The 20,951-nt window shown below is 61.8% G+C and carries 16 protein-coding genes and 2 pseudogenes; 7 read left to right on the top strand and 11 right to left on the bottom strand.

The window, feature by feature from the left end; translation table 11 throughout:
- Window positions 1-11: 11 nt before the first annotated feature.
- Window positions 12-1,670, bottom strand: a complete 1,659-nt coding sequence (locus KIT10_06785; protein ID MCW5898958.1) for a DUF1800 family protein — start codon at window positions 1,668-1,670, stop codon at window positions 12-14.
- Between the two features lie 467 nt (window positions 1,671-2,137).
- On the opposite strand from KIT10_06785, the gene xth reads away from it, so the two are divergent.
- The 3 genes from xth to KIT10_06770 all read left to right on the top strand — a co-directional run bounded on the left by xth (window position 2,138) and on the right by KIT10_06770 (window position 4,107).
- A complete protein-coding gene (gene xth / locus KIT10_06780; protein MCW5898957.1) occupies window positions 2,138-2,899 on the top strand; it encodes an exodeoxyribonuclease III in 762 nt (253 codons plus the stop codon).
- Between the two features lie 120 nt (window positions 2,900-3,019).
- Window positions 3,020-3,436, top strand: coding sequence for a DUF4260 domain-containing protein (locus KIT10_06775; GenBank protein ID MCW5898956.1), 417 nt, complete (start codon window positions 3,020-3,022; stop codon window positions 3,434-3,436).
- A gap of 110 nt (window positions 3,437-3,546) precedes the next feature.
- The gene (locus KIT10_06770) at window positions 3,547-4,107 is read left to right on the top strand and encodes an aminodeoxychorismate/anthranilate synthase component II (GenBank protein MCW5898955.1); all 561 of its coding nucleotides are present in this window, start codon (window positions 3,547-3,549) and stop codon (window positions 4,105-4,107) included.
- Between the two features lie 182 nt (window positions 4,108-4,289).
- Here KIT10_06770 and KIT10_06765 read toward each other — a convergent pair whose 3' ends face one another.
- From KIT10_06765 to KIT10_06720, 10 genes and pseudogenes are all read right to left on the bottom strand, one after another.
- Entirely contained in the window at window positions 4,290-4,880 is a 591-nt protein-coding gene (locus KIT10_06765; GenBank protein MCW5898954.1) for a cupin domain-containing protein, read from the bottom strand.
- A gap of 182 nt (window positions 4,881-5,062) precedes the next feature.
- The gene (locus tag KIT10_06760) at window positions 5,063-6,178 is read right to left on the bottom strand and encodes a DUF3387 domain-containing protein (protein ID MCW5898953.1); all 1,116 of its coding nucleotides are present in this window, start codon (window positions 6,176-6,178) and stop codon (window positions 5,063-5,065) included.
- 1,389 nt (window positions 6,179-7,567) lie between these two features.
- Window positions 7,568-8,242, bottom strand: a pseudogene (locus KIT10_06755) (DUF559 domain-containing protein).
- An 87-nt stretch (window positions 8,243-8,329) separates the two neighbouring features.
- Window positions 8,330-8,944: pseudogene (locus KIT10_06750) on the bottom strand (type I restriction endonuclease subunit R).
- Complete coding sequence (locus KIT10_06745) at window positions 8,941-9,783, bottom strand: four helix bundle suffix domain-containing protein (protein ID MCW5898952.1); 843 nt, start codon at window positions 9,781-9,783, stop codon at window positions 8,941-8,943. Before KIT10_06745 ends, KIT10_06750 begins: the two are co-directional and overlap by 4 nt.
- Complete coding sequence (locus tag KIT10_06740; protein ID MCW5898951.1) at window positions 9,780-10,607, bottom strand: Fic family protein; 828 nt, start codon at window positions 10,605-10,607, stop codon at window positions 9,780-9,782. The genes KIT10_06745 and KIT10_06740 overlap by 4 nt, the downstream gene beginning before the upstream one ends.
- A 100-nt stretch (window positions 10,608-10,707) precedes the next feature.
- A complete protein-coding gene (locus KIT10_06735) occupies window positions 10,708-11,997 on the bottom strand; it encodes a DUF3644 domain-containing protein (GenBank protein ID MCW5898950.1) in 1,290 nt (429 codons plus the stop codon).
- Window positions 11,998-12,015: 18 nt separating this feature from the next.
- Window positions 12,016-12,762 carry a nucleotide-binding protein gene (locus tag KIT10_06730; GenBank protein MCW5898949.1) on the bottom strand — a complete coding sequence of 249 codons (747 nt, stop codon included), beginning with the start codon at window positions 12,760-12,762 and terminating at the stop codon, window positions 12,016-12,018.
- A 27-nt stretch (window positions 12,763-12,789) separates the two neighbouring features.
- Window positions 12,790-13,923 (bottom strand): restriction endonuclease subunit S, encoded by a 1,134-nt coding sequence (locus tag KIT10_06725; GenBank protein ID MCW5898948.1) that lies wholly within the window; start codon window positions 13,921-13,923, stop codon window positions 12,790-12,792.
- Entirely contained in the window at window positions 13,916-15,847 is a 1,932-nt protein-coding gene (locus KIT10_06720) for an SAM-dependent DNA methyltransferase (GenBank protein MCW5898947.1), read from the bottom strand. The genes KIT10_06725 and KIT10_06720 overlap by 8 nt, the downstream gene beginning before the upstream one ends.
- A gap of 347 nt (window positions 15,848-16,194) precedes the next feature.
- Between KIT10_06720 and KIT10_06715 the strand changes: the two genes are divergently transcribed.
- The 4 genes from KIT10_06715 to KIT10_06700 all read left to right on the top strand — a co-directional run bounded on the left by KIT10_06715 (window position 16,195) and on the right by KIT10_06700 (window position 20,933).
- Window positions 16,195-16,530: a helix-turn-helix transcriptional regulator gene (locus KIT10_06715; protein ID MCW5898946.1), complete on the top strand. Its 336-nt coding sequence runs from the start codon at window positions 16,195-16,197 to the stop codon at window positions 16,528-16,530.
- Between the two features lie 903 nt (window positions 16,531-17,433).
- Complete coding sequence (locus tag KIT10_06710; GenBank protein ID MCW5898945.1) at window positions 17,434-18,057, top strand: fibronectin type III domain-containing protein; 624 nt, start codon at window positions 17,434-17,436, stop codon at window positions 18,055-18,057.
- 701 nt (window positions 18,058-18,758) lie between these two features.
- Window positions 18,759-19,694 carry a hypothetical protein gene (locus KIT10_06705; GenBank protein ID MCW5898944.1) on the top strand — a complete coding sequence of 312 codons (936 nt, stop codon included), beginning with the start codon at window positions 18,759-18,761 and terminating at the stop codon, window positions 19,692-19,694.
- A 456-nt stretch (window positions 19,695-20,150) separates the two neighbouring features.
- Entirely contained in the window at window positions 20,151-20,933 is a 783-nt protein-coding gene (locus tag KIT10_06700) for a hypothetical protein (GenBank protein MCW5898943.1), read from the top strand.
- Window positions 20,934-20,951 lie beyond the last annotated feature (18 nt).

Genomic DNA, 20,951 nt, shown 5'->3' with positions numbered 1-20,951 from the left:
ACCGGCGGTGTTCAGTGCAGGTGGTTCTCGGCGGCTTGCACCATGTCCAGGAATAGCAACAGCAGCAGCGTGGGCACCAGTTGCGCGAAGGGGTCCGGGCTGTTCGGGTCGTTCACGTAGATCTCGTAGGCGTCGGTCCAGTAGTGGTCGAACTGCTGGCCCAGCAGCAGGTAGTTGGTCTTCAGCTGCTGCTTCACTTCCGCCGACACCGGCACGCCGAAGAGCAGCTGGGTGGCGTCCTCCACCAGGGCGTTGGGGTCGTAGGGGTTGGAGAATTGCGCCACCAGGGCGAGCAGGTCGGCTTTGAAGCTGAGGTTCTGGCTGGCCGGCTGGTAGATGTCGTTGCCGGTGGAGAAGCCCACGTAGACCAGCGCCAGCATGGCGTTGTTGCGGTTGGGGAAGGTGGCGCCGTCCACCCACATGTTGTCGTACATGGGCGCCTGGTGGTAGGCGGGCCAGCCGGCCACGTTGGGCGGGTTGGCCAGTTCCTGCCCGGCGAATTGGGTGAGGCCGTAGACCTCTGCCCAGATGCGGTAGCGCGCCTCGAACTGGGCGGGCGTGGGGAAGGGGATGCCGAACTGGCGGATGGCGCCCAGCACCAGGTCGGCGGGGCTCTTGATGCGGCAGGCGCGCACCTCGGCGCTGAAGAAGTGCTCGCTGGTGAGCAGCGCGGTCATCACCTGCCTGATCTGGTCCGGCGCGTTGATGGTGTCGCGGAAGAGCTGCGCCAGCGGCACGATCACGTCCTGCTCGGTGGCCGCGTCGATCTCGCCGGTGACGAAGAAGCGGTAGATCTCGCGGCATACGTGCAGCGAACATTCGTCCTTGCCGAAGATCAGGTCCAGCAGCGCGTTGAACTCGTTCAGCCCGCCGCCCGGCCCCGCCTGGCCGTTGATGACGGCGTTGTTGAAGAAGGCGCTGAACTGCTTGTTGCCCGTGTCGTGCAGGAAGGGGATGTATTGCGTGTTGGGCACCACCGGCACGCCGCCGCTGTCGATCTGCACGATCCAGCCGGTCATCACGCGCGCGGCCTGCTGCACATCGGCCTCGGTGTAGCCGCTGCCCACGCCCAGGGTGAAGAGCTCCATCAGCTCGCGGGCGTAGTTCTCATCGGGCTGCAGCACGTTGTTGAAGGTGCCGTTGAGGTAGATGAGCATCGCGCCGCTGAGGCCTGCCTCGCGCACCAGCGTGCGGTAGTTGCCCATGGCGTGCGTGCGCAGCAGCTGTTCGTACTGGTAGAGGAATTGCGGCACCGGCGCGGCCACGGCCTGCACGGGCATGGTGTTGTACCAGCACAGCGCCAGCTTCTCGCGCAGCGTGCGTTGTTGCTGCACCTGCAGGCCGGTGCGCCAGGCGCCCCAGCTGATGATGCGCTGCACCGTGGGGTTGGGCGCGGGCTCGGCCGGCAGGGGCACGCCCACCCAGGTGCTGCCGAAGGGCACCGCCGGGTCTATGGCGTCAGGGTCGGGCACGCCGCCGTTCAATTCCCAATAGGCCTTGATGGGTGGCGTGGTGTCGTTGGTGAAGGTGAGCAGCGCGTCCACCACCTGCGCCAGGCTTTGCCCCTCGAAATGCGCGAGGTCCGCGTTGGTGCAGCCGAAGAGCGCACGGCGCAGCAGGTGGGTGCGTTCGGGCTTGCCGAAGGGCCCGGTGTAGGGTGTCAGGGGCATGGCTGGCGCGATGGGCGAGGAAAGATAGGATGGACGGTGTTGCGCGATCGTTGCCTGGCGTGGCACATTTTCCACCGCCTTTCCAAGACCGTGCCCGAGGCATCGAAGCCAGTGTGCGGCCGGGTCGTGTCCCCGGTCGGATCGATCCCGGTGAGATGCCGCGAACAGGATCATGACCATTCGGATCAGAGCGACCAGTGGTTGATGCGCAACGGGGCGCAGCGTACACCGACCTCCGGGGTCCGGCGTGCGGTGGGCGTCCACGATCCGCGCGGGACAGGTGGTCGGCGTGCCCGTGTGCGGAGCATGTGCGGTAGCCGAGCCACCTGGACTTGGATCGTGGTCGCCTTTTGGCTCCACCTTTTGGCGAAGCAAAAGGTGGTAGAAGACCGATCCGGTCACTTCTTTGATGAACTGGTCCCCAGGCCATACGCAGCCATGCTCCGCCCGATCCCCATCTTCGCCCCATGAAGCTCGTCTCGTTCAACGTGAACGGCATCCGCGCCAGCGTGGGCAAGGGACTGCACCACACGCTCCGCACCCTGGATGCCGACATCCTCTGCTTCCAGGAGACCAAGGCCACACCGGAGCAGGTGCAGCAGGCGCTGGCGGGTGCCGATGGCTACCACGTGCAGGCCTACGGCGCGCTGAAGCCCGGCTACAGCGGCACGGCCATCGCCAGCCGGGAGAAGCCCGCCGCGGTGGATTTCGGCATCGGCATGCCCGGCCACGACGATGAGGGCCGCGTGGTCACCTGTTCCTTCCAGGATGTGGTGGTGGTGAACGTGTACACGCCCAACAGCGGCGAAGGCATGAAGCGCCTGGGCTACCGCGGCGAATGGGACAAGGCCTTCCGGGCCTACGTCGCCAAGCTCGCCAAGGGCCGGCGGCCGGTGATCGTCTGCGGCGACCTCAACGTGGCGCACCGCGATATCGACATCGCGCGGCCCAAGGCCAACTACAACAAGACCAGCGGCTACACCCAGCAGGAGATCGACGGCCTGGATGCCCTCCTCGCCGCCGGTTTCGTGGACAGCTTCCGCCACCTGCACCCCGCCGAGGTGAAGTACAGCTGGTGGAGCCAGCGCTTCGGAGCGCGGGCCAAGAACGTCGGCTGGCGCATCGACTATGTCCTCGTCTCCCAAGGTTTCGAGAAGCGGATCAAGGAAGCCTTCATCCTCAACGAAGTGATGGGCAGCGACCATTGCCCGGTGGGCATTGTGTGGTAGAGGGCAGTTGTCCGTTGTCCGTTGTCAGGCCTCGGGACAATCTCCATCCTGCACAACCGACAACAGCCAACCGACAACCAACAACTGACAACCAACAACTGGCAACTACCATCAGCAACCATGAAAAACCTCCTCCGCCTCGAAGAACTCGCCCAATTCCTGGCCTGCCTCGCGTTCCTCTACTTCGTGGATGCGGCCTGGTGGGTGTACCTGCTGCTGCTGTTGGGTCCCGACATCGGCATGCTGGGTTACCTGGTCAGCACCCGGGTGGGGGCCTTCACCTACAACCTGCTCCACCACAAAGGCCTGGCGGTGCTGCTGGCCGGGCTGGCCCTGCTGTTGCGGCTTGACCTGCTGGCCCTGCACAGCAGCCTGCCGCACACCCTCCAGCTCGCGGCCGTCATCCTCTTCGGCCACGCCAGCATGGACCGCGTCTTCGGCTACGGCCTCAAATTCGGCGACAGCTTCCAGCACACGCATCTGGGGTGGATCGGGAAGACGGAAGTGGCAAGCGGCCAGGCGGGTGTTGGCCAGTAGTTGTCGGTTGTCCGTTGGCCGGCTTCCGACCAAGCCATGCTGCGACCGACAACCAACAACCAACAACCAACAACTGAGAACCGCCAACCGACAACGACCAACTCGCCACGATGAGGATCCTCCTCTTGGACAACTACGATTCCTTCACCTGGAACCTGCAGCACCTGCTGGCGCCGCATGGGGCGGTGGACGTGGTGCGCAACGACGCCATCACGGTGGACGAGGCGGCGCGCTACGACCGCATCGTGCTCTCGCCGGGGCCGGGGTTGCCCAGCGAGGCGGGCATCACCATGGAGCTGCTGCACAAGCTGATGCCCACGCACCCCATCCTGGGCGTATGCCTGGGCCTGCAGGCCATGGTGGAGGTGTGCGGCGGCACGCTCTTCAACCAGCCGCGCGTGAAACACGGCGTGGCGGTGCCCTGCATCCCCGCCGAGCCGCGCGATCCGCTCTTCGCCGGCCTGCCCGAAAGCTTCGCGGTGGGCCTCTACCACAGCTGGGCCGCCGACCCCGCCACGCTGCCACCCAGCCTGCGCATCACCGCCCGCAGCGCCGAAGGCATCATCATGGCCGTCCGCCACAACACCTTTCCCAGCTGCGGCGTGCAGTTCCACCCCGAGAGCGTGATGACGCCCCAGGGCGCGGCGATGGTAGGGAATTGGGTGGGGTAGGGGGTATCTGTTCACCCCGCGAACTCCCCCGCCAGCAGCTCCGCCTGCCGCAACACCAGGTCCGTGGCCAGCTTCGATGTACGGCGGACAGCCATAGAGCCTGAGCGTCCGCTTCACCAGCACCTACAGCTTGGCCTTCACGCTTTCCTTGATCGTCCAATCGATGCCTGTGTGGAGATGTGCTACTCCAAGGTCAGCGGCGGGCCCACCACCCGCATGCCGTGCGCGGCGAAGACACGGGCCACCTCTTCCTTGCTGGGAGGCGTACGCCAAGCGGCGGTCTTTCGGAAAAAGGCTTCCATATCCCCGGCAGGTTGGTACGTTACCAGCATGCGCGCATGCTCGGTGAGCTGGATGAATGCATGCGGCACGCCACGCGGCAGAAAGATGGTGTCGCCCACCGAGGCCGGGAACTGTTCATCACCCACCCTGAAGCGGTACTCGCCCTCCAGCACGTGGAAGGATTCATCCTGCTCCGGATGGATGTGCAGGGGCGGACCCCCATGTGGGCTCTGGCCGATCTGCTCGAACACCGCCATGCCACCGTCGGTATCGGCACTGCCGATCTTCAGGTCCAGCGTGTTCGCGGTCACGCCCTTCATGGTGAAACGCTCGCCATGGCGTGTTGCGCCGGCGGCGACCTTGAACCCTTTGGTGATGCTCATGGCGACGGCCTGTCCTTTGGTGATGCTCATGGCGACGGCCTGTCCTTTGGTGATGAGCACCGCGACCACCGAAGCGACGGCTGATAGGAGGAAACGCTTGCGGTGCATGCGGAGTGGCTCAGGCGTGTGAAAATAACCCGTTCGTATCCCGATCCTCAAACCCCCGGCAAGGTCTCCGTAGGGATCCTGTCGCCTGGTACTTGTTGCAGCAGGGGCCTCGGGGAGAGTCCAGTGGTGCTGTGGATGGATCGGAGGGACGTGATAGTCTGGGGGTCCGGGCGTATCGTGGATCACCTATCGCTGAACTCCCCCGCCAGTAGCTCCGCCTGCCGCAGCACCAGGTCGGTAGCCAGCTTCTGCATATCCGGCGGATAGCCGAAGTGCCGTAGCGTCCGCTTCACGATCACCTTCAGCTTCGCCTTCACGCTCTCCTTGATCGTCCAATCGATGCTGGCGTTCTGGCGGACGCGTTCGGTGAGGACCACGGCCAACTCGCGAAGCTTCTCCTGTTGCATCAGCTCCTTGGCGCTGTCGTTGTTGGCCACGGCGGTGTAGAAAGCGTACTCGTATTCGGTGAGGCCCATATCGGCGGCCTGCTTGTCGCCAGCGGTGATCTCCTTGCTCACCTTGATCAGCTCCTCGATCACTTCGGCGGCACTGAGGATCTTGTTGTGGTAGCGCTTGATGCTGTCCTCCAGCATGTCCATCAGGCTGCGGCTTTGCACGATGTTGGTACGGGCGCGGGCCTTGATCTCGTCGTTCAGGAGCTTCTTGAGCACTTCGATGGCCACGTTCTTGTGCGCCATGCCTTTCAGCTCCAGGAGGAACTCTTCGCTGAGCACCGAGATGTCCGGCTTCTTGATGCCCGCCGCATCGTAGACGTCGATGACCTTTTCGCTCACCAACGCTTGGTCGATGACCTGCCGGATGGTGGTCTCCAACTCTTCATCGGTGCGACCGCTGCCGGTGCCGTCGAACTTCACCAAGCGGGCTTTCACGGCTTGGAAGAAGCCGACCTCGTCCTTCACGTCCATCGCCTGGTCGTGCGGGATGGCGATGGCGAAGGTCTTGCTGAGCGCGGTGACCTCGTTGATGTAGCGCCGCTTGCCGTCCTCCAGACCTAGCACATGTTCCTCGGCTCCTAGGATCAGGGAAAGCTTCTTCGCCGTGTCCGCTTGGAAGTACTCCTCGTAGGGGAAGCCGTTGTACATGTTGGCCACCACTTCCAGCTTCTCCAGCATCAGCTCCACGGCCTGTTCCTGCGCGATGGTGGGGTCGCCTTTGCCGCCGGCATCGGAATAGAAGGATAGCGCCTTCTTCAAGTCGGCGGCAATACCGAGATAATCCACCACGTGTCCGCCGGGCTTGTCACCGTATACACGGTTCACACGGGCTATGGCCTGCATCAGGCTGTGGCCCTTCATGGGCTTGTCGATGTAGAGCGTGTGCATGCTGGGAGCATCGAAGCCCGTGAGCCACATGTCGCGCACGATCACCAGTTGCAGGGGATCGTTGGGGTCTTTCATGCGCTCGGCAAGTGCGCGGCGCTGCTCCTTGGTGCTGTGGTGCTTGCTCATGGCCGGACCATCCGACGAAGCCGCCGTCATCACCACCTTGATCTTGCCTTTGCTCAGGTCGTTGTCGTGCCACTCCGGGCGCAAGGCCACGATCTCCGCGTACAGTTCCGCGGCGATGCGGCGGCTCATGGCCACGATCATGCCCTTGCCTTCGAAGACCTCCTGCCGCTGCTCGAAGTGCGTCACTATGTCCCGGGCCACGTTCTTGATCCGGTTCTCGCTGCCAATGAGCGCCTCCAGCTGGGTCCACTTGGCCTTGGCCTTCTGCGTGTCGGTGAGTTGTTCTTGGTCGAGGTCGTCGTCCAAGTCCTTGATCAGCTGCTTGCCTTCCTCGCTCAGGTTCACCTTGGCCAGGCGGCTCTCGTAGTAGATGCGCACCGTGGCGCCGTCCTCCACGGCCTGCGCGATGTCGTACACATCCACGTAGTTGCCGAAGACCGCCGGGGTGTTCACATCGGTGCTCTCGATGGGTGTGCCGGTGAAGCCCAGGTAGGTGGCGTTGGGCAGCGCATCGCGCAGGTACTTGGCGAAGCCGTACACGATCTTGCTGCCGACCACTTCACCCATTTCGTCCTTCACATCCACGGTGCGGGCCTTGAAGCCGTATTGCGTGCGGTGGGCCTCATCGGCGATCACCACGATGTTCTCGCGGGCGCTTAGCTGGTCGTACACGTTCCCCTCCTCGGGCTGGAACTTCTGGATGGTGGTGAACACCACGCCGCCGCTGGCCACCTTCAGCAATTCCTTTAGGTGGTCGCGGTTCTCGGCCTGCACGGGTTCCTGTCGCAGCAGTTGCACACTGGCCGCGAAGGTGTCGAAGAGCTGGTCGTCCAGGTCGTTGCGGTCGGTGATCACCACGATGGTGGGATTGTCCAGGGCCAGCACCACCTTGCCGGTGTAGAACACCATGCTCAGGCTCTTGCCGCTGCCTTGCGTGTGCCACACCACGCCTCCCTTGCGGTCGCCGGTGGCTTGCTTCGCCACGCCCGGCAATCCGTAGCTCTCGGGTGATTCCGCGAGCAAATTCCCCTCCTCCGGAGGGTTTGGCCGCGCGTAATTCCCCTCCTGCGGAGGGGTGCCCGAAGGGCGGGGTGGTGAAATGCCTGCATGCACCACCCCGGTCTGCGACCACCCCTCCGCAGGAGGGGAATTGAATACCGGATGCTCCTCCAACCACGCCATCGTCTGCACCAAGTGCTTCAATACACCTGATGCAGGTATACGGATGATGGTCAGCCCCAACGAACGCAGGTACTCATCCCGCCTTGCATCGTATTCCTGCTTGTGGTCATGGCTCTTGCCATCGATCTCGATCACCACGCCCACGTTGGCGCAATAGAAGTCCACGATGTAGTTGCCTACGATCTTCTGCCGGTCAAAGTCGTAGCCCTTGAACTTCTTCTTGTGCACCTGTTGCCAGAAAACAACCTCGGACAGGTTGCGCGCCTTACGCAACTCCTTCGCGCGTTCCTTCAGGGCAGGGTTGAAGGGCAGGTCGAAGAACTTCTTGGAGTTGCGGGGGATCTTGGGGTAGATAACCTCCCCTGGAGGGGTGCCCGATAGGGCGGGGTAGTCTTCTCTCCCCTCTGCCGCAATGCGCAATGGAGGCACAGCAGCTGCATAGTTGACCACCCCGGCCTGCGGCCACCCCTCCGCAGGAAAATTCACCACCCCGGCCTCGTTCCTCGACCACCCCTCCGCAGGAGGGGAATTAAATCCCGCCGCCCTTAACGTGCTCGCCACCGCGCGGTTCACCGCGTAGTACTGGTGGTAGGCGGCCACCTTCTTCACCGTGGTGATGGTGGTGACGCCCGTTCTGGGGTCCTCTTTGCGGCCGCGCTCGAACACGATGAAGTGCCGCACCAGGTCCAGCAGGGTGGCGGGATCGAGCATGCCGGTGATCAGCGTCTCCAGCTGACCGATCAGCGGCGAGGCCTCCACCTTGCCATCGCTCGTCTTCCAGCTCATGTACCGGCTGAAGCCGCTGCTCACCGTGCCGGCCCTGGCCTCCAGGCCGTCGCTGATCACCACCACGCAGTTGTAGGTGAACAGGCCGGGGATGGTCTCCTTGTAGGTCTCCACCTGCTTGTAAGCGCTGCGGATGCTCGCCTTCTCATCGGCGGCGTTCTTCAGCTCCATCAGCACCAGCGGCAGGCCGTTCACGAAGAGCAGCAGGTCGGGCCGCTTGTTCTTCCCGTTCTCCACCACGGTATACTGGTTCACCACCAGCAGGTCGTTGTGGGTGGGGTTGGTAAAGTCCACCAACCACACCAGGTCGCCACGGGTGTTGCCGTCCTGCTGGTAGTCCACCTTCACGCCTTCGGTGAGCATGCGGTGGAAGACCTCGTTGTTCACCAGCAGCTCGGGGCTGGCGATGCGCGCCACCTGCTTCACGGCCTCCTCCTGCGCCGCCACCGGTATGCGCGGGTTTATGCGCCGCACGGCCGCGCGCAGGCGCTCCAGCAGCAGCACTTGCTCGTAGCTCGCGCGCTCGGGGTGCTCGCCATCGGGCGCAATGCCGGGGCCGTGCTGGTAGGCATAGCCCAGCTCGCGCAAGCGCGCAATGGCGAACTGTTCGATCTGGTCTTCGGTCATTGCGCTGACTGGTCAGGTGTATCGGACAAATCAGCTTCATCGGCCGGATCAGTCCCATCCGGCCGCTTCGCCTGATTCGTCCGATCGTCCGATCCCGGCTGATACTTCCTCGTCCCCTTGCACTCCGGGTAGCCACTGCAGCCCCAGAACTGGCTGCCCGCATTGCCGCCCTGCTTGGCGGTGCGTAAACGCATGGCCTTGCCGCATTGCGGGCAGTTGGGCGTTTCTTCCTTGGGTACCACCGGGCGCCCTTGCTGCCGGTCGCGCTCAGCGAGGCGCGCGGCGGTGAGCTGCTCCCGGTGACCGCCGTGCTGGATGATGTCCTGCTCCAGGCGCGTGATCAGGCGGTCCAGCAGGAAGTTGGCCTGGTGGATCAAGCAGATCAGGCAGTTGGCGCGCACGGCGGGGTCGTCGTGGTCCAGCCAGTGGGCATAGTCGGTGTAGGTGAGCTCGCGGTTGTCCGGCACTTTGGCCACGACCCGCACGGCCATGGCCTCGGGGTCGTCCTTGTGCCATTGGCGGTGGCGTTTCTGGCGCAGGTAGTCCTCGTAGTCCAGCAGCAGTTCGTCCTGGCTGGAGCGGGCCACGTTCACCAGCTTCAGTTCGCTTTCGGCGCTGGTGGCGTTGGCGCGGCTGCCCTCGCCGATGTTCTGGCGCCCGCTGCGGGCGGCACCGATCATCTGGTCGGCCAGTTTGTGGCTGCGAATGAACTTGTCGCAGAAGGCCACTGTGCCGTCGTAGATCACCGTGGTGGTCTGGAAGGCACGCAGCTTCCTGAAGCCGCCGCTGGGACGCAGGCGGCCGGGGTCTTCGGGGCTGTCTGGTGGTGTGGGGGTCATTTCTGCCGCAGGCCTTTGGGGAGCAGCAAGAGGAAAGGGATGCACTGGTCCCATTGGAGTGCGCCCCAATCGGGACCCATGGCGGCGAGGGTGTCGTAGCAGGCGTCCAGGTTGCGGATGTAGAACTGCTCGCTGCGTATGCTCCATGCGATGCGGCCCAGGTGCTGCGCGAGGAACCACTTCTCCAGCAGACGGCCTGTGCGGCCGTTGCCATCCACAAAGGGGTGGATCTTCACGAAGGCCAGGTGCAGCAGAGCGGCGTAGTAGAAGGCCTCCTCGGTGGTCAGCATGCGTGCGTTGAGCGCCGCCACCTCATCCATGAGCTGCTGCATGAGGCCGGGCACCAACTGCTGATGCGCCGCCATGTATACCGTGACAAAGGCGTTGCCCACCTTCACGCCTTTGGTGCGCCAAGCACCACGGTCGTTGGCGTGTACCAACAGTTCGGCCAAGATGCCATGGGCCTGTAGCAGGTTGGCCAGGTCCAGGGGATGCGCCTGTGCGAACTGGTAGGCGCGCACCAGATCGTACACCTCCTGCACATCGCGCGGTTTCGGGCGGTCACCGGCCGCCTCCATGGTCTGCTTGAAGATGTTCAAGGTGACCTTGCTGCCTTCGATCTGGCTGCTGAACACGGCGCTCTCATACAGGCGCATGAGCTCGCCAGAACCTGAACCTGCACCGGCCCCCGAGCCGGTGTTGACCGCCTCGCTCAGTTGGGCCAGGGCATGGTCCAGCGCCACGTCCAGTTGGGCGCGGTAGGCGGGCAGGTAGTTGGGGCTTAGCAGTTCCACAGGCGTGAAGTTCGGGCTTGGCGGGCGCATGGCATCACCGGGATGGTCTGGAAGGCGCGCAGCTTGCGGAATCTGCCGTACGGCAGACGCAGGCGGCCGGGGCCTTCGGTGCTGTCGGGGGGCGCGGGGGTCATTTCCGTTTCCTTGCCTGAACATACTTCTTCTTCACCCTGGCCAAGTAGCCCTTGTCCTTCTTGAACATGTCCACGATCCAATGGATACACTCCACCGTGAACGTGCCCTGATTGATCGGTCCGTGGCTACGATGAAACTTGTTCTTGCCCTTCTTCCACTTCTGATCAGCGCAGATGGCATCCCAGTCGTTCCGGTTCATCAGCACTTGGCCTTTGCCTGAATAGGAGAAGATCTCCTTTCTATCGGCTTCACTGATCGCTGTCTTGATGATGTCATTGACCTTGTCGATCACCATCTTCGGCAACAGCTCATCCTCATGATCGCTGATCACCTTCTCGATCTTGATGCGCTCCTTCCCATCCAGTAGCTCCTCAATGGTGAAGTGGGATTCCCCTTTCTTGCCGAACACCACACTGTGTTTCAGTTCAATGGCGAACTCACTGCGCTCGTTGTTCAGGATCTCTTCATCTACTCCGGCGATATGCGCGGAAAGGACCTTGCTCAACTGCGGGCCGTACTTCTGTTCCAGCGAAATGGAAGTAGGCTTGCCAATGCCGGTCACGAGCGTGAGCATGCCGACCTCGCTGGCTGGCAATAGCTCCATTGTGGTGTTTGCCTTCCATGTATTGAGGAAGTTGATCACCGCGGCCTGAAAAATGGGGCCATACGCACCACCCAGTTCCGGCAAGAGCAAATGGGTGGACATGTTGCGCAGGTCGATCAACTTCTTGAGGTTCTGGTATTGCTTGGATCCAGGACCAAGAACCTCTGCTGCACACTGTTCAAGTCCCTTCGTGTGTCCGGTGGCTTTGGACGTGAATATCGAATCTTCTCCGGCACTGTTGCTGAGTATCCCTTTCAGCATGTGTTCCCAGGCCGCGCAATGGAGCATCGTGAATGCCTGAAAGCGGTTCTCGAGCGATGGGCGATTGTACAGTTCAAGAGACAGAACGAAGTTGTCCTTGGCCTGTTTGAGCAGTCGATAGCTCTGCGAGAGGTATGGCGAGGCAACTAACGATTGGCCTCCCTTCTTCGTGCTTAGCCGTTGCGCGAATTGTTCCAAGCTCAAGCCCTTCACGCCCTTGGCCTTGAACTTCCCGTTCGTGCGGCGTTCGAGAACGGCGTCCCATTCATTGCGGCTCATCTTCGCCTTCACCGTACCCTTCAGTGGATAACCGGTGTTGGCGGCAATGTCCTCCATGGAGAACTCGGCACCGGTCTGCTCCATTCGCTTCAGGAAAGCGAGAAAGGCTGCTTGCTTGGGGTTCGAGCGCTGCTTGGCCATGGGTTCGATTCAATTGGCTCAGGCGGTTGCGCGCGCCATCGCGTCTGCGTCGATATCGAAGCCCGCTTCGCGCAGGCGCTCAACGATGCGCGGAACGACCTCACTTATATGTTCCTTGTACTCTATTCTTATCACACCTTGCAGGTCGGAAGGCAGTTCGACTTTGCCCTTGACCACCAATGCCATTCTTTGCCGTGTGAGCGAAGAGAGTATCATTCCTGTTTCCAGAATCACATTCTGTCGTGCGCGAGGCTGGGCGGCAGTTGCACCATCCTCCTGGCTGTATCCAACATCATCTGGCGTGAGCAAGACAATGCCGAAATCCGATGTGAAGTCTTTTCCGATCTTCCCTTCAAGCGCCTCAATGATGGTCTTGCCCCCACCAGCGGTATTGACCAAGATGAACGGTTGTAAGCCCATGCGTAACAAGGACAATTCCAACTCTTGCCGTGCGGCCTTATCGTGCCCATGAACAATGAAGATCTGCCGTTGCTTCACTACTTGGTTGGATGTGCTGGATACCGTCATCATGGCTGCATCACCTTGGAGTAGCCTTTCATTGACAGCAGCTTCCAATGCTTCTTTACCATCTTTTGTGCCCTGGTACATGAGCGTGCCGTTCGTGCTCCACCAATTCAGCACGCCTCCGGTTATGGACTTGTAGGAGTGCTTCCCATTTTCCTCAGCCTTCCACTGCCCTTTTATTCCCGTGCCAGCAACAGCGCTTTGAAGGTCCTCTAATGTTCCGTGAAACTTCTGTCCCATGAGTTCTATTGCGGTTGGTCTTATTCCCTATTGCTCATCCACCCTCACCTCCCCGCTCATCAGCTTCGGCAGCAGCGTGTCGCGGAGCGTGGTGAGGGTTTGGACTGCTTTCAGGTTGGCATCCACCCTTGCGTACAAGTCACGCGAGATCTCGTGGTATCTCAGCAGCAGTTCGTCGGGTGGCATCGGAAAGGACTGTGCTTTCAAATCTGACTGTGTAAGCAACGGTTGTGTCGAGCCTCGATTGAGTTGAGCAAAGTCGATGCTCCTGAGTTGCTGGAATAGAAACTCCTTTGCCTCCGGTCTACGTGCTGTCAGTAGAAGCGTATTGTCGGAAGGCCAAATCGGAGTGTTGATCCTGAAGATGGAACCGAGTGTCCCAACTCTTCCGGTTAGAAGAACGTCAGAATCAACAAGTGCTTCTCGCGTGTAGGCCATTGGGCCATTGCCGCCCCATACTGGCACTCGTGCATCGCTGGTTGGGAATGCGAAGCGTTCCAGCGGGCGCTTTCCACTAGTGACATCGGCAAGGTCAGCTACGGTCCTTTCCTCCCACCCCTCCTCCGCCTCCTCCACGAACCACTGCCTGAACAGCGCCTCCGCCATGGCCTCCAAGGTCTTGTTCTGCCGGTGCAGCAGATCGATCTTGGCATCCAGGCTGCTGAGCACCGAGGCGATGGCGCGTTGCTCGACAACAGGGGGAAGAAGTATCGGCATCTCCCTGAGATTGTACATAGGCAACTTGGGCTGGGTTGAACCAACTGTGCGTTGCCTCAGTTCATCCTGACCCACACTTCCTGTCAGATAGAAGAAGAGGTATTCAGGGCTTACCAATGAGGTCTTGAAGGCGGATATCCTATTGCAGTTCTCCGTAAGACTTGCATTGTGCAACTCTTCAGGGATCATTGCACAGAGACCAATAGTGCCAACCACAGAAACTATGATATCGCCAGCGGTTACGATGTACTGCTTGATGTGGGGAAAGACGTCATCTGGCACGAACTGTAGCGCATTCACGTCGACCTTGTTCCCGGCAAGATCCCGTGTCCGTATGTAAGGATGGCCGGTCGGCATATCAGTCAGGAATGCACCTAACGGAAGCCTCTTGCCTCCAGTAACGGATGCTAATTCATCTAGCTGGTATTCCTTCCACTCACCCATCGACCTTCACTCTTTTCAGGTTCTTCAGGATGGCGCTGTTCAGCTCGGCCTCTTCCTGCAACTGCGCGGCGAACTCGGCTTGCAGCGCCTCGAAGCGCTCGGCGAACACGAAGTCGTCCTCTTCCTCGGCCAGGCCCACGTAGCGGCCGGGGGTGAGCACGTAATCCAACTCGCGTACGCGGGAGATGGGGGCGGCGCAGCAGAAGCCGGGGATATCCCGGTATTCCAATTCCCCTCCCTTGGAGGGGTGCCCAACGGGCGGGGTGGTGCTATTCGTTGGTGTGGTGGTATGACCACCCCGGCCTTCGGCCACCCCTCCGGAGGAGGGGAATTGAATGCGGCCTTCGGGTGCCCCTCCGGGATTGCGCCAGTTGTGGTAGGTCTCCGCAATGGTGTTGATGTCCTCCGCGCTGAACTCGCGCGTGCGGCGGTTCACCAGGTGGCCCAGGTGCCGCGCGTCAATAAAGAGGATCTCGTTGGTGCGGTTCCGGAATTTGCCGTTCGCCCTGTTCCTGCTCATGAACCACAAAGAGGCCGGTATTTGCGTGTTCAAGAACAATTTGGCGGGCAGGTTCACGATGCAATCGATGAGGCCCGCTTCCACCATGGCCTTGCGGATCTCGCCCTCGCCGCCGCTCTTGCTGGTGAGGGCGCCCTTGCTCAGCACCACGCCCGCCTGCCCGCCGGGGCCGAGGTGGTGGATGAAGTGCTGCATCCACGCGAAGTTGGCGTTGCCCACGGGCGGCACGCCGTATTGCCAGCGGCCGTCGGTGCGCAGGAGGTCGCCGCTCCAGTCGCTCACGTTGAAGGGCGGGTTGGCGATGATGTAGTCGGCCTTCAGGTCCTTGTGCGCATCGTTGAGGAAGGAGCCCTCGCTGTTCCACTTCACCTGCGAGCTGTCCAACCCGCGGATGGCGAGGTTCATCCTGGCCAGCCGCCAGGTGGTCTGGTTGCTCTCCTGCCCGTAGATGGAGATGTCGTTGACCTTGCCCTGGTGCTCGGTGACGAACTTTTCGGATTGCACGAACATGCCGCCGCTGCCGCAGCAGGGATCGAAGACGCGGCCCTTGTACGGCTCCAGCATCCTCACCAGCAGTTCCACCACGGAGCGTGGGGTGTAGAACTGGCCGCCCTTCTTGCCTTCGGCCAGCGCGAACTCGCCCAGGAAGTACTCGAACACGTGGCCCAGCACGTCGGCGCTGCGGCTCTTGGCATCGCCCAGGGCGATGTTGCCGATGAGGTCGATGAGGCCGCCGAGGCTGGTGGGGTCCAGGTTCTGCCGGGCGTACACCTTGGGCAGCACGCCCTTCAGCGAGTCGTTCTCCCGCTCGATGGCGTCCATGGCCTCATCCACCGTTTTGCCGATGGTGGGCTGCTTGGCGTGGCTTTGCAGGAAGCTCCACCGCGCGCCGGGCGGCACGAAGAAGACGTTCTCCGCCTTGTACTCGTCCTTGTCCTCGGGGTCGGCCCCGGCGTACTCGCCCTCGCCCGCCTTCAGGGTGGAGTACAGTTCCACGAAGGCATCGCTGATGTACTTGAGGAAGACGAGGCCGAGCACGATGTGCTTGTACTCGGCGGCGTCGATGTTCTTGCGCAGCTTGTCGGCGGCGCGCCAGAGCTGCTTTTCGATGGGCTCTTCTACCGGGGCTTTTGGGCCTTTGGCTTTTCGGCCTGTGGGCTTGGAGGCCTCCTGGCCATGGGCCTGTGGGCCTGCAGGCTTTTCCGCTGCGCGGCTTGCTGGCGCCCGGGCTGCCGGGTTGCCGGCTTTGGGCTCAATGGCCTCCTGGCCTGCGGCCACCTTCGCGGCCTCCGCCTTCCACACCAATGGCCCGCCCCGGCCCCGGCCGCGTTCGGCCAGGCCTTTGTGCAGCAGGCGTTCCTTCAGGGTGGCGTATTGCTCCTTGGTGATGCCCAGGCCGCCCATGGCCCTGGCTTCGCCCACGCTGCCTTGCTTCCGCAGCATGGTCAGCAGCAATTCCTCGTGCTCCTTCACTTGTTCTTCGTTCCACATGGCGGCTCAAAATAGCGATCATGCACCGCCCGCATACCGGCCCGGGCGGGAAAATGGCATGGCATGGTGAAAAAGCACAGTAGGGCAAGCGCACCGATGGATGAGCGCGACAGCCCGGTAGCACTGCGGACACGCCACAAAGCGCAAGGCCGCCCAACCCGCAACTTGCGCTGCGGGGGGCGCTGTGCGTAAGGGCAAGCCGGAAAAATACCCTGGTGAGGGTATTGTGGCGTTTGTGCGGTGGCCCTACGTTGGCACCCATGACCAGCGGACGTGCGAGCGAACGGCGCAAGCAATTGCGGGTGGCCCTGGGCAGGCGGTTGCAACTGTTCCGCGTGGCGCGCGGGCTTACGCAGGACCATGTGGGCGCCGAGGCGGGCGTGTCGCAGGGCCAGGTGTGCAAATGGGAAAAGGGCCTGGGCGAGCCCACCTTTCTGCAGATGCAGGACATGGCGCGGCTGCTGGGCCGCGAGCTGTCCGACTTCACCGACCTGCTGGGCAGCATGCCCCGCATACAGGTGGTGCACCACCACCCGCCACCACCCGGCGGCGAGGACCAGCAGGCGGCCCAACAGTCCGGTGGCTCCCTGGCCTGAAGCCGCCGGGCTGAACCTCCGCAGGGTCTCTGAACCTCCGCAGGGTCTCCGAAGGGACCCTGCGTTCTGTATGATAGGAGCTTCCGCCCTGGGTCTGCGTGGTTTTGCCGATAGGCTTCCCGCGTTCCTATGCGCAGGGTCCCTTCGTGCCTCAGGAGACCCTGCGGAGGTGTGGGCTTCCCGCGTTCCTATGCGCAGGGTCCCTTCGTGCCTCAGGAGACCCTGCGGAGGTGTGGGCTTCCCGCGTTCCTATGCGCAGGGTCCCTTCGTGCCTCAGGAGACCCTGCGGAGGTGTGGACCAGCAGGCGGCCCAACAGTCCGGTGGCTCCCAGGCCTGAAGCCGCCAGGCCGCGCACCGATCCGGCGGATGATGCCCGGCCATTGATCGCGGGGATCGATCCCTGGGGTGGATGATAGCCTTCCCTTCATCAAGTGCATCGGGCCTTGCGCCGGATGATGATCTTGACATGACCATGGCGATCGTTCACTTCGCCGGATGAGGGCCTTCCCCGGACCAAGGCGATCGAGCCTTTCGCCGGATGAGGGCCATCCCCGGATCAAGGCGATCGAAGCTTTCGCCGGATGAATGCCTTCCCTGGACCATGGTGGTCGATCCTTTCGCCGGATGAGGGCCTGGAGGTGATCAAAGGGATCGGTCCTTCCGCCGGATGAGGGAACCCGCACGGCGGTACGTAGTGGGCGATCCGGCGGTAATTCCGTGGCGCATGCAATAATCCATAGGGAATGATGCCGGGTGGCTTGAACAGCAGGATGCAAGCGCCCATTTATTCCGGGTGGAATAGGGGGGCGCGGCGGAAAAACCCGCTGCGAAGCCCGCCGTTGCAGCCGCCACGGGCCACCCACAACCACGGCGTGGTACACCGGGCCCGGGTACCGAACAGGATGAAAGCCAATATCAGACTTGCGTTGAATGGGTTGAAGCCGTCCGACCTGCTGACGTTCTTCCGGAACGTGGAGGCGAAGATGACGGAGCACGCGGGCGACTTTCCGAGCCCGCCGGTTGCCATGGGCGAGATGGTGACGCTGGCCCAGCAGCTGGAGGACGCCATAGAGGCGGCGATCCGGGGCAGCGCACAAAGCCGCCTGGTGCGCGAGGAGCGGGTGGCCGAGGCCCGCGAGGTGCTGCAGCGCCAGGCCAACTACGTGCGGCTGGTGGCCGATGGCAACGCGGCCCACCTGGAGCGCAGCGGCTTTCCGCTGACGCGTCCGCGCACCCCCGTGGGCATACCGGGCGTGCCGTTGAACATGGAGGCGCGCATGACCGGGCTGGCAGGCCAGGTGGAGTTGCGCTGGAAGAGCGTGCACGGCGCGCGCGGCTACCAGGTGTGGATGACCGACCAGGACCCGGCGGTGAGCGCCAACTGGCAGGCCATCGGCTACACCACACGCGTGAAGCACCTGGTGACGGACCTGGAGAGCTTCAAGGCCTACTTCTTCTGCGTGAGTGCCATCGGCACCGCGGGCGAAGGGGCGCAGAGCGATCCGGCCCTGGGCCGTGCGGCGTAAAGCGCACCGCGCCTGTCTGCCGCAGGCATGGCGCGTTCACGAGCGGAACGCACGGTGTGGACACTTGGTCATACTCCCCTTACATGCAACAGCCCCGCGCGCGAGCGCGGGGCTGTTTGTTCTGATAGGAACCGAATGTTATTTTAGCAACAGGTCGGCTTGGTGTGACGATGAATGGATGTTCCAGGTCGAGCGTGGGTCTGTCATGGAATTATTAGCGATGTGGACCATCTTGGTTGAAACGTCATGAATGTCCAGTAGCAAAGGCAAATATGGAAAGTGGACCTTTCTAGCGACCATGGTCGGATTGGTCATTACGGTCGTTGTCCTTGTGCATGATCGGACCAAGGACCCATGCAAAGACCTTGATATCGAACTGAGTGAAAGACTCAAAGGGGTCCACCGCCGCTTGGTGATGGAGGTGCATACATCAGAAGAGTTGAGTCGATTGATGCGCGACTTGTTGGCAGTGGGCTCGGATGCCGAGGGAACATCATGTCGATGGCAACGGTCCAGTAAGGTGCATGATGCCATGCTTGAGTCTTTGTTCCTTTTCATCGAACTGGACTCCACGGAATATCCTTCGGTCTCAGCGGGCAGGTATTGGGAGATGATCGAAACTCTCTGTTCCATGAAGCTTAGACGATGTCCTCCAAGCTACCTTGAACATGCACGTGAGGCACGGGTCAAATTGAACGATCATGAGCGGTAGTAAAGTATTGCCGATTGTCATTCTAACTGCGGTGGTCCTGGTCATGTGCAGGACCACGACCAACACCACTACCACCATCAACCAAGTGACCACGTTCCAGTCGATGACGGTGGAACAGAAGATCGAAGTGATCAACAACATCAACAACTACAGATTCCATATGACCTCCATGCACCTGCAGGACACCATTGCGTTCCTGCGCGGTGTCATGGAGCGGGCTGCTGCGGATGTCAAGCGGGCTGGCGTCGCACCTGCGCGGGAAACCGCCGGTCAATCGTATGCTCGCGATGCGCGCCACAGGGATGCACAGAAACTCGAGGGCACCTCGAAGAACGTACTGGCCAATTGTGAATCGGAAGCCGCACAGCGGAAGATCTTGATGGAGCAGAATGGAGGAGTGGCACTTATCAGTAAGACCAAAGTGTTGGACTTCAATACCTTCCTTGGCTTGAAGTGTGGTGTGACCATAGATGCGGCGGTGGCGAAATTCGGCGATGTCCCTTCTGTGTCCAAAGCCGCGAATATGACCGTGAAGACCAAGAAATGGTATAAAGACGTCACCAAGGGCGGCCATGTGCCACCCGCACTGGAGATCGACTATTTGGATGAGGAAGTTTCAAATCGTAGGATAGTACGTATCGCGGTGTACGGAACTGCAGGCAAGAATTTTGTCGAATCAAAGATCAAGGATGACAAGCTGGGTTTCCTTGGCATGCGATTCCATCTTCTGAATAAGTACTGGGGCAAGGCCGAAGGAGATGATCGGATCAATGAGGTGGCGACATACAATCGTTCTGGGTATAGACTTTATAAACTGGATGAGTATGATAATGAATTGGCGGTTTCATTCAGATCTCGTGAGAAGGACGAGTACGTGATCTCCATGATAGCGGTATACTGGGGAAAATCTAGGTGTGTGAATTAGTATTGGGTGACCAAGGGGACTTGTAGAAGGTCTTGAAGGGTGCAGCATCGACGTTCGCTGTGACCTGCGAAGGTGTCGGCGGCATCGTCTGTTGCCTCTACGGCATCTGGTAAGCCCTGCCTGCGTCGTTCGCATAGTTGCCAGCTCATCCCAGCAAGAGCGCCATTTCGGCGTCAATTCTGAACCTCCGCAGGGCCTCCGAAGGGACCCTGCGTTCCGAAGGACAGGAGCTTCCGCCCGCTGTGTGCGTGGTTTTGCCGATAGGCTTCCCACGTTCCTATGCGCAGGGTCCCTTTGTGCCTTAGGAGACCCTGCGGAGGTGTGGGACGACGTGTTCAGTCCTATCGGTCTTTGTAAGCCGGCCTTGTGCTTGGCGCGTGGGCGGGTCGGCTGACTGCCGCTGGCATTATGGCACAGGCCTAATTTCACCATGCCGCAAGGCACCTGCACCGCGCCATGTGCAAGCTCCAACACTACTTGCTGCTGGCCCTGGCCCTGCCCGGCACCGGGGCATGCGCCCAGGATGCGGAACCCATGGGCATCTGGCGGCAGCGGCCGCGTATCCACCTCAGCTATGGAGAGGAGCGCACCGGGGTGCAGCACTATGCTTTCGATGCGCGCCAGCAGGAGTGGTGGAGCGTGATGCGCCCTTCGCTCATGGTGCGGGTGAAGGGCGATTGGGTGGTGGGCGCTTCCGTGGCCTTCTACTACGAACGGCCGGGCGGCTCGGTGTTCCATGTGGATTCCGTGGTGCACTACCCGGCCAGTGGAAGCTGGCCCGTCTTCGTGCCTGCCTACGACCTGGCCCATGGCGACCATGTGATCATTTTCCGCCCCGAGGTGGATACCTGGCAGCTCTTCGCGGGCTACACCCTGCCGCGCCGCTGGCCGCGCCGCCGGGTGCACCTGGCCGGCACCGGCACCCTGGGCATCCAGGCCTTGCGGCTGCGGGAAACGCACCACTACCGCTTCAACTTTCCGCCGCGCTACATGCAGGAGCCGGACGACATCCACACGGCCAAAGGGCTCGGTTGGGCGCTGACAGCGAGCCTGCGCGCGGACCTGCACATCACCAAATTCTTCTCCTGGTACGGCGAGTTGTGCATGGTGCAGCAGCTGGCACAGCTGGACGGCATGGGCAGCGAGGGCCACTGGAACGGCGAGGTGCGCAGTGTGCCGGCGCGCCGCAGCGACTTCAGCCTGGCCTATGCCACCGGCGGCATCGCATTGCATTTGTGAACACGCCGTGCCGGTCCA

This window comes from Flavobacteriales bacterium, assembly GCA_026129465.1.
In the GTDB taxonomy this organism is placed as follows: domain Bacteria; phylum Bacteroidota; class Bacteroidia; order Flavobacteriales_F; family PHOS-HE28; genus PHOS-HE28.
Note: the sequence above shows the minus strand (reverse complement) of the source record. Positions and strands in the feature narration are given on the sequence as shown.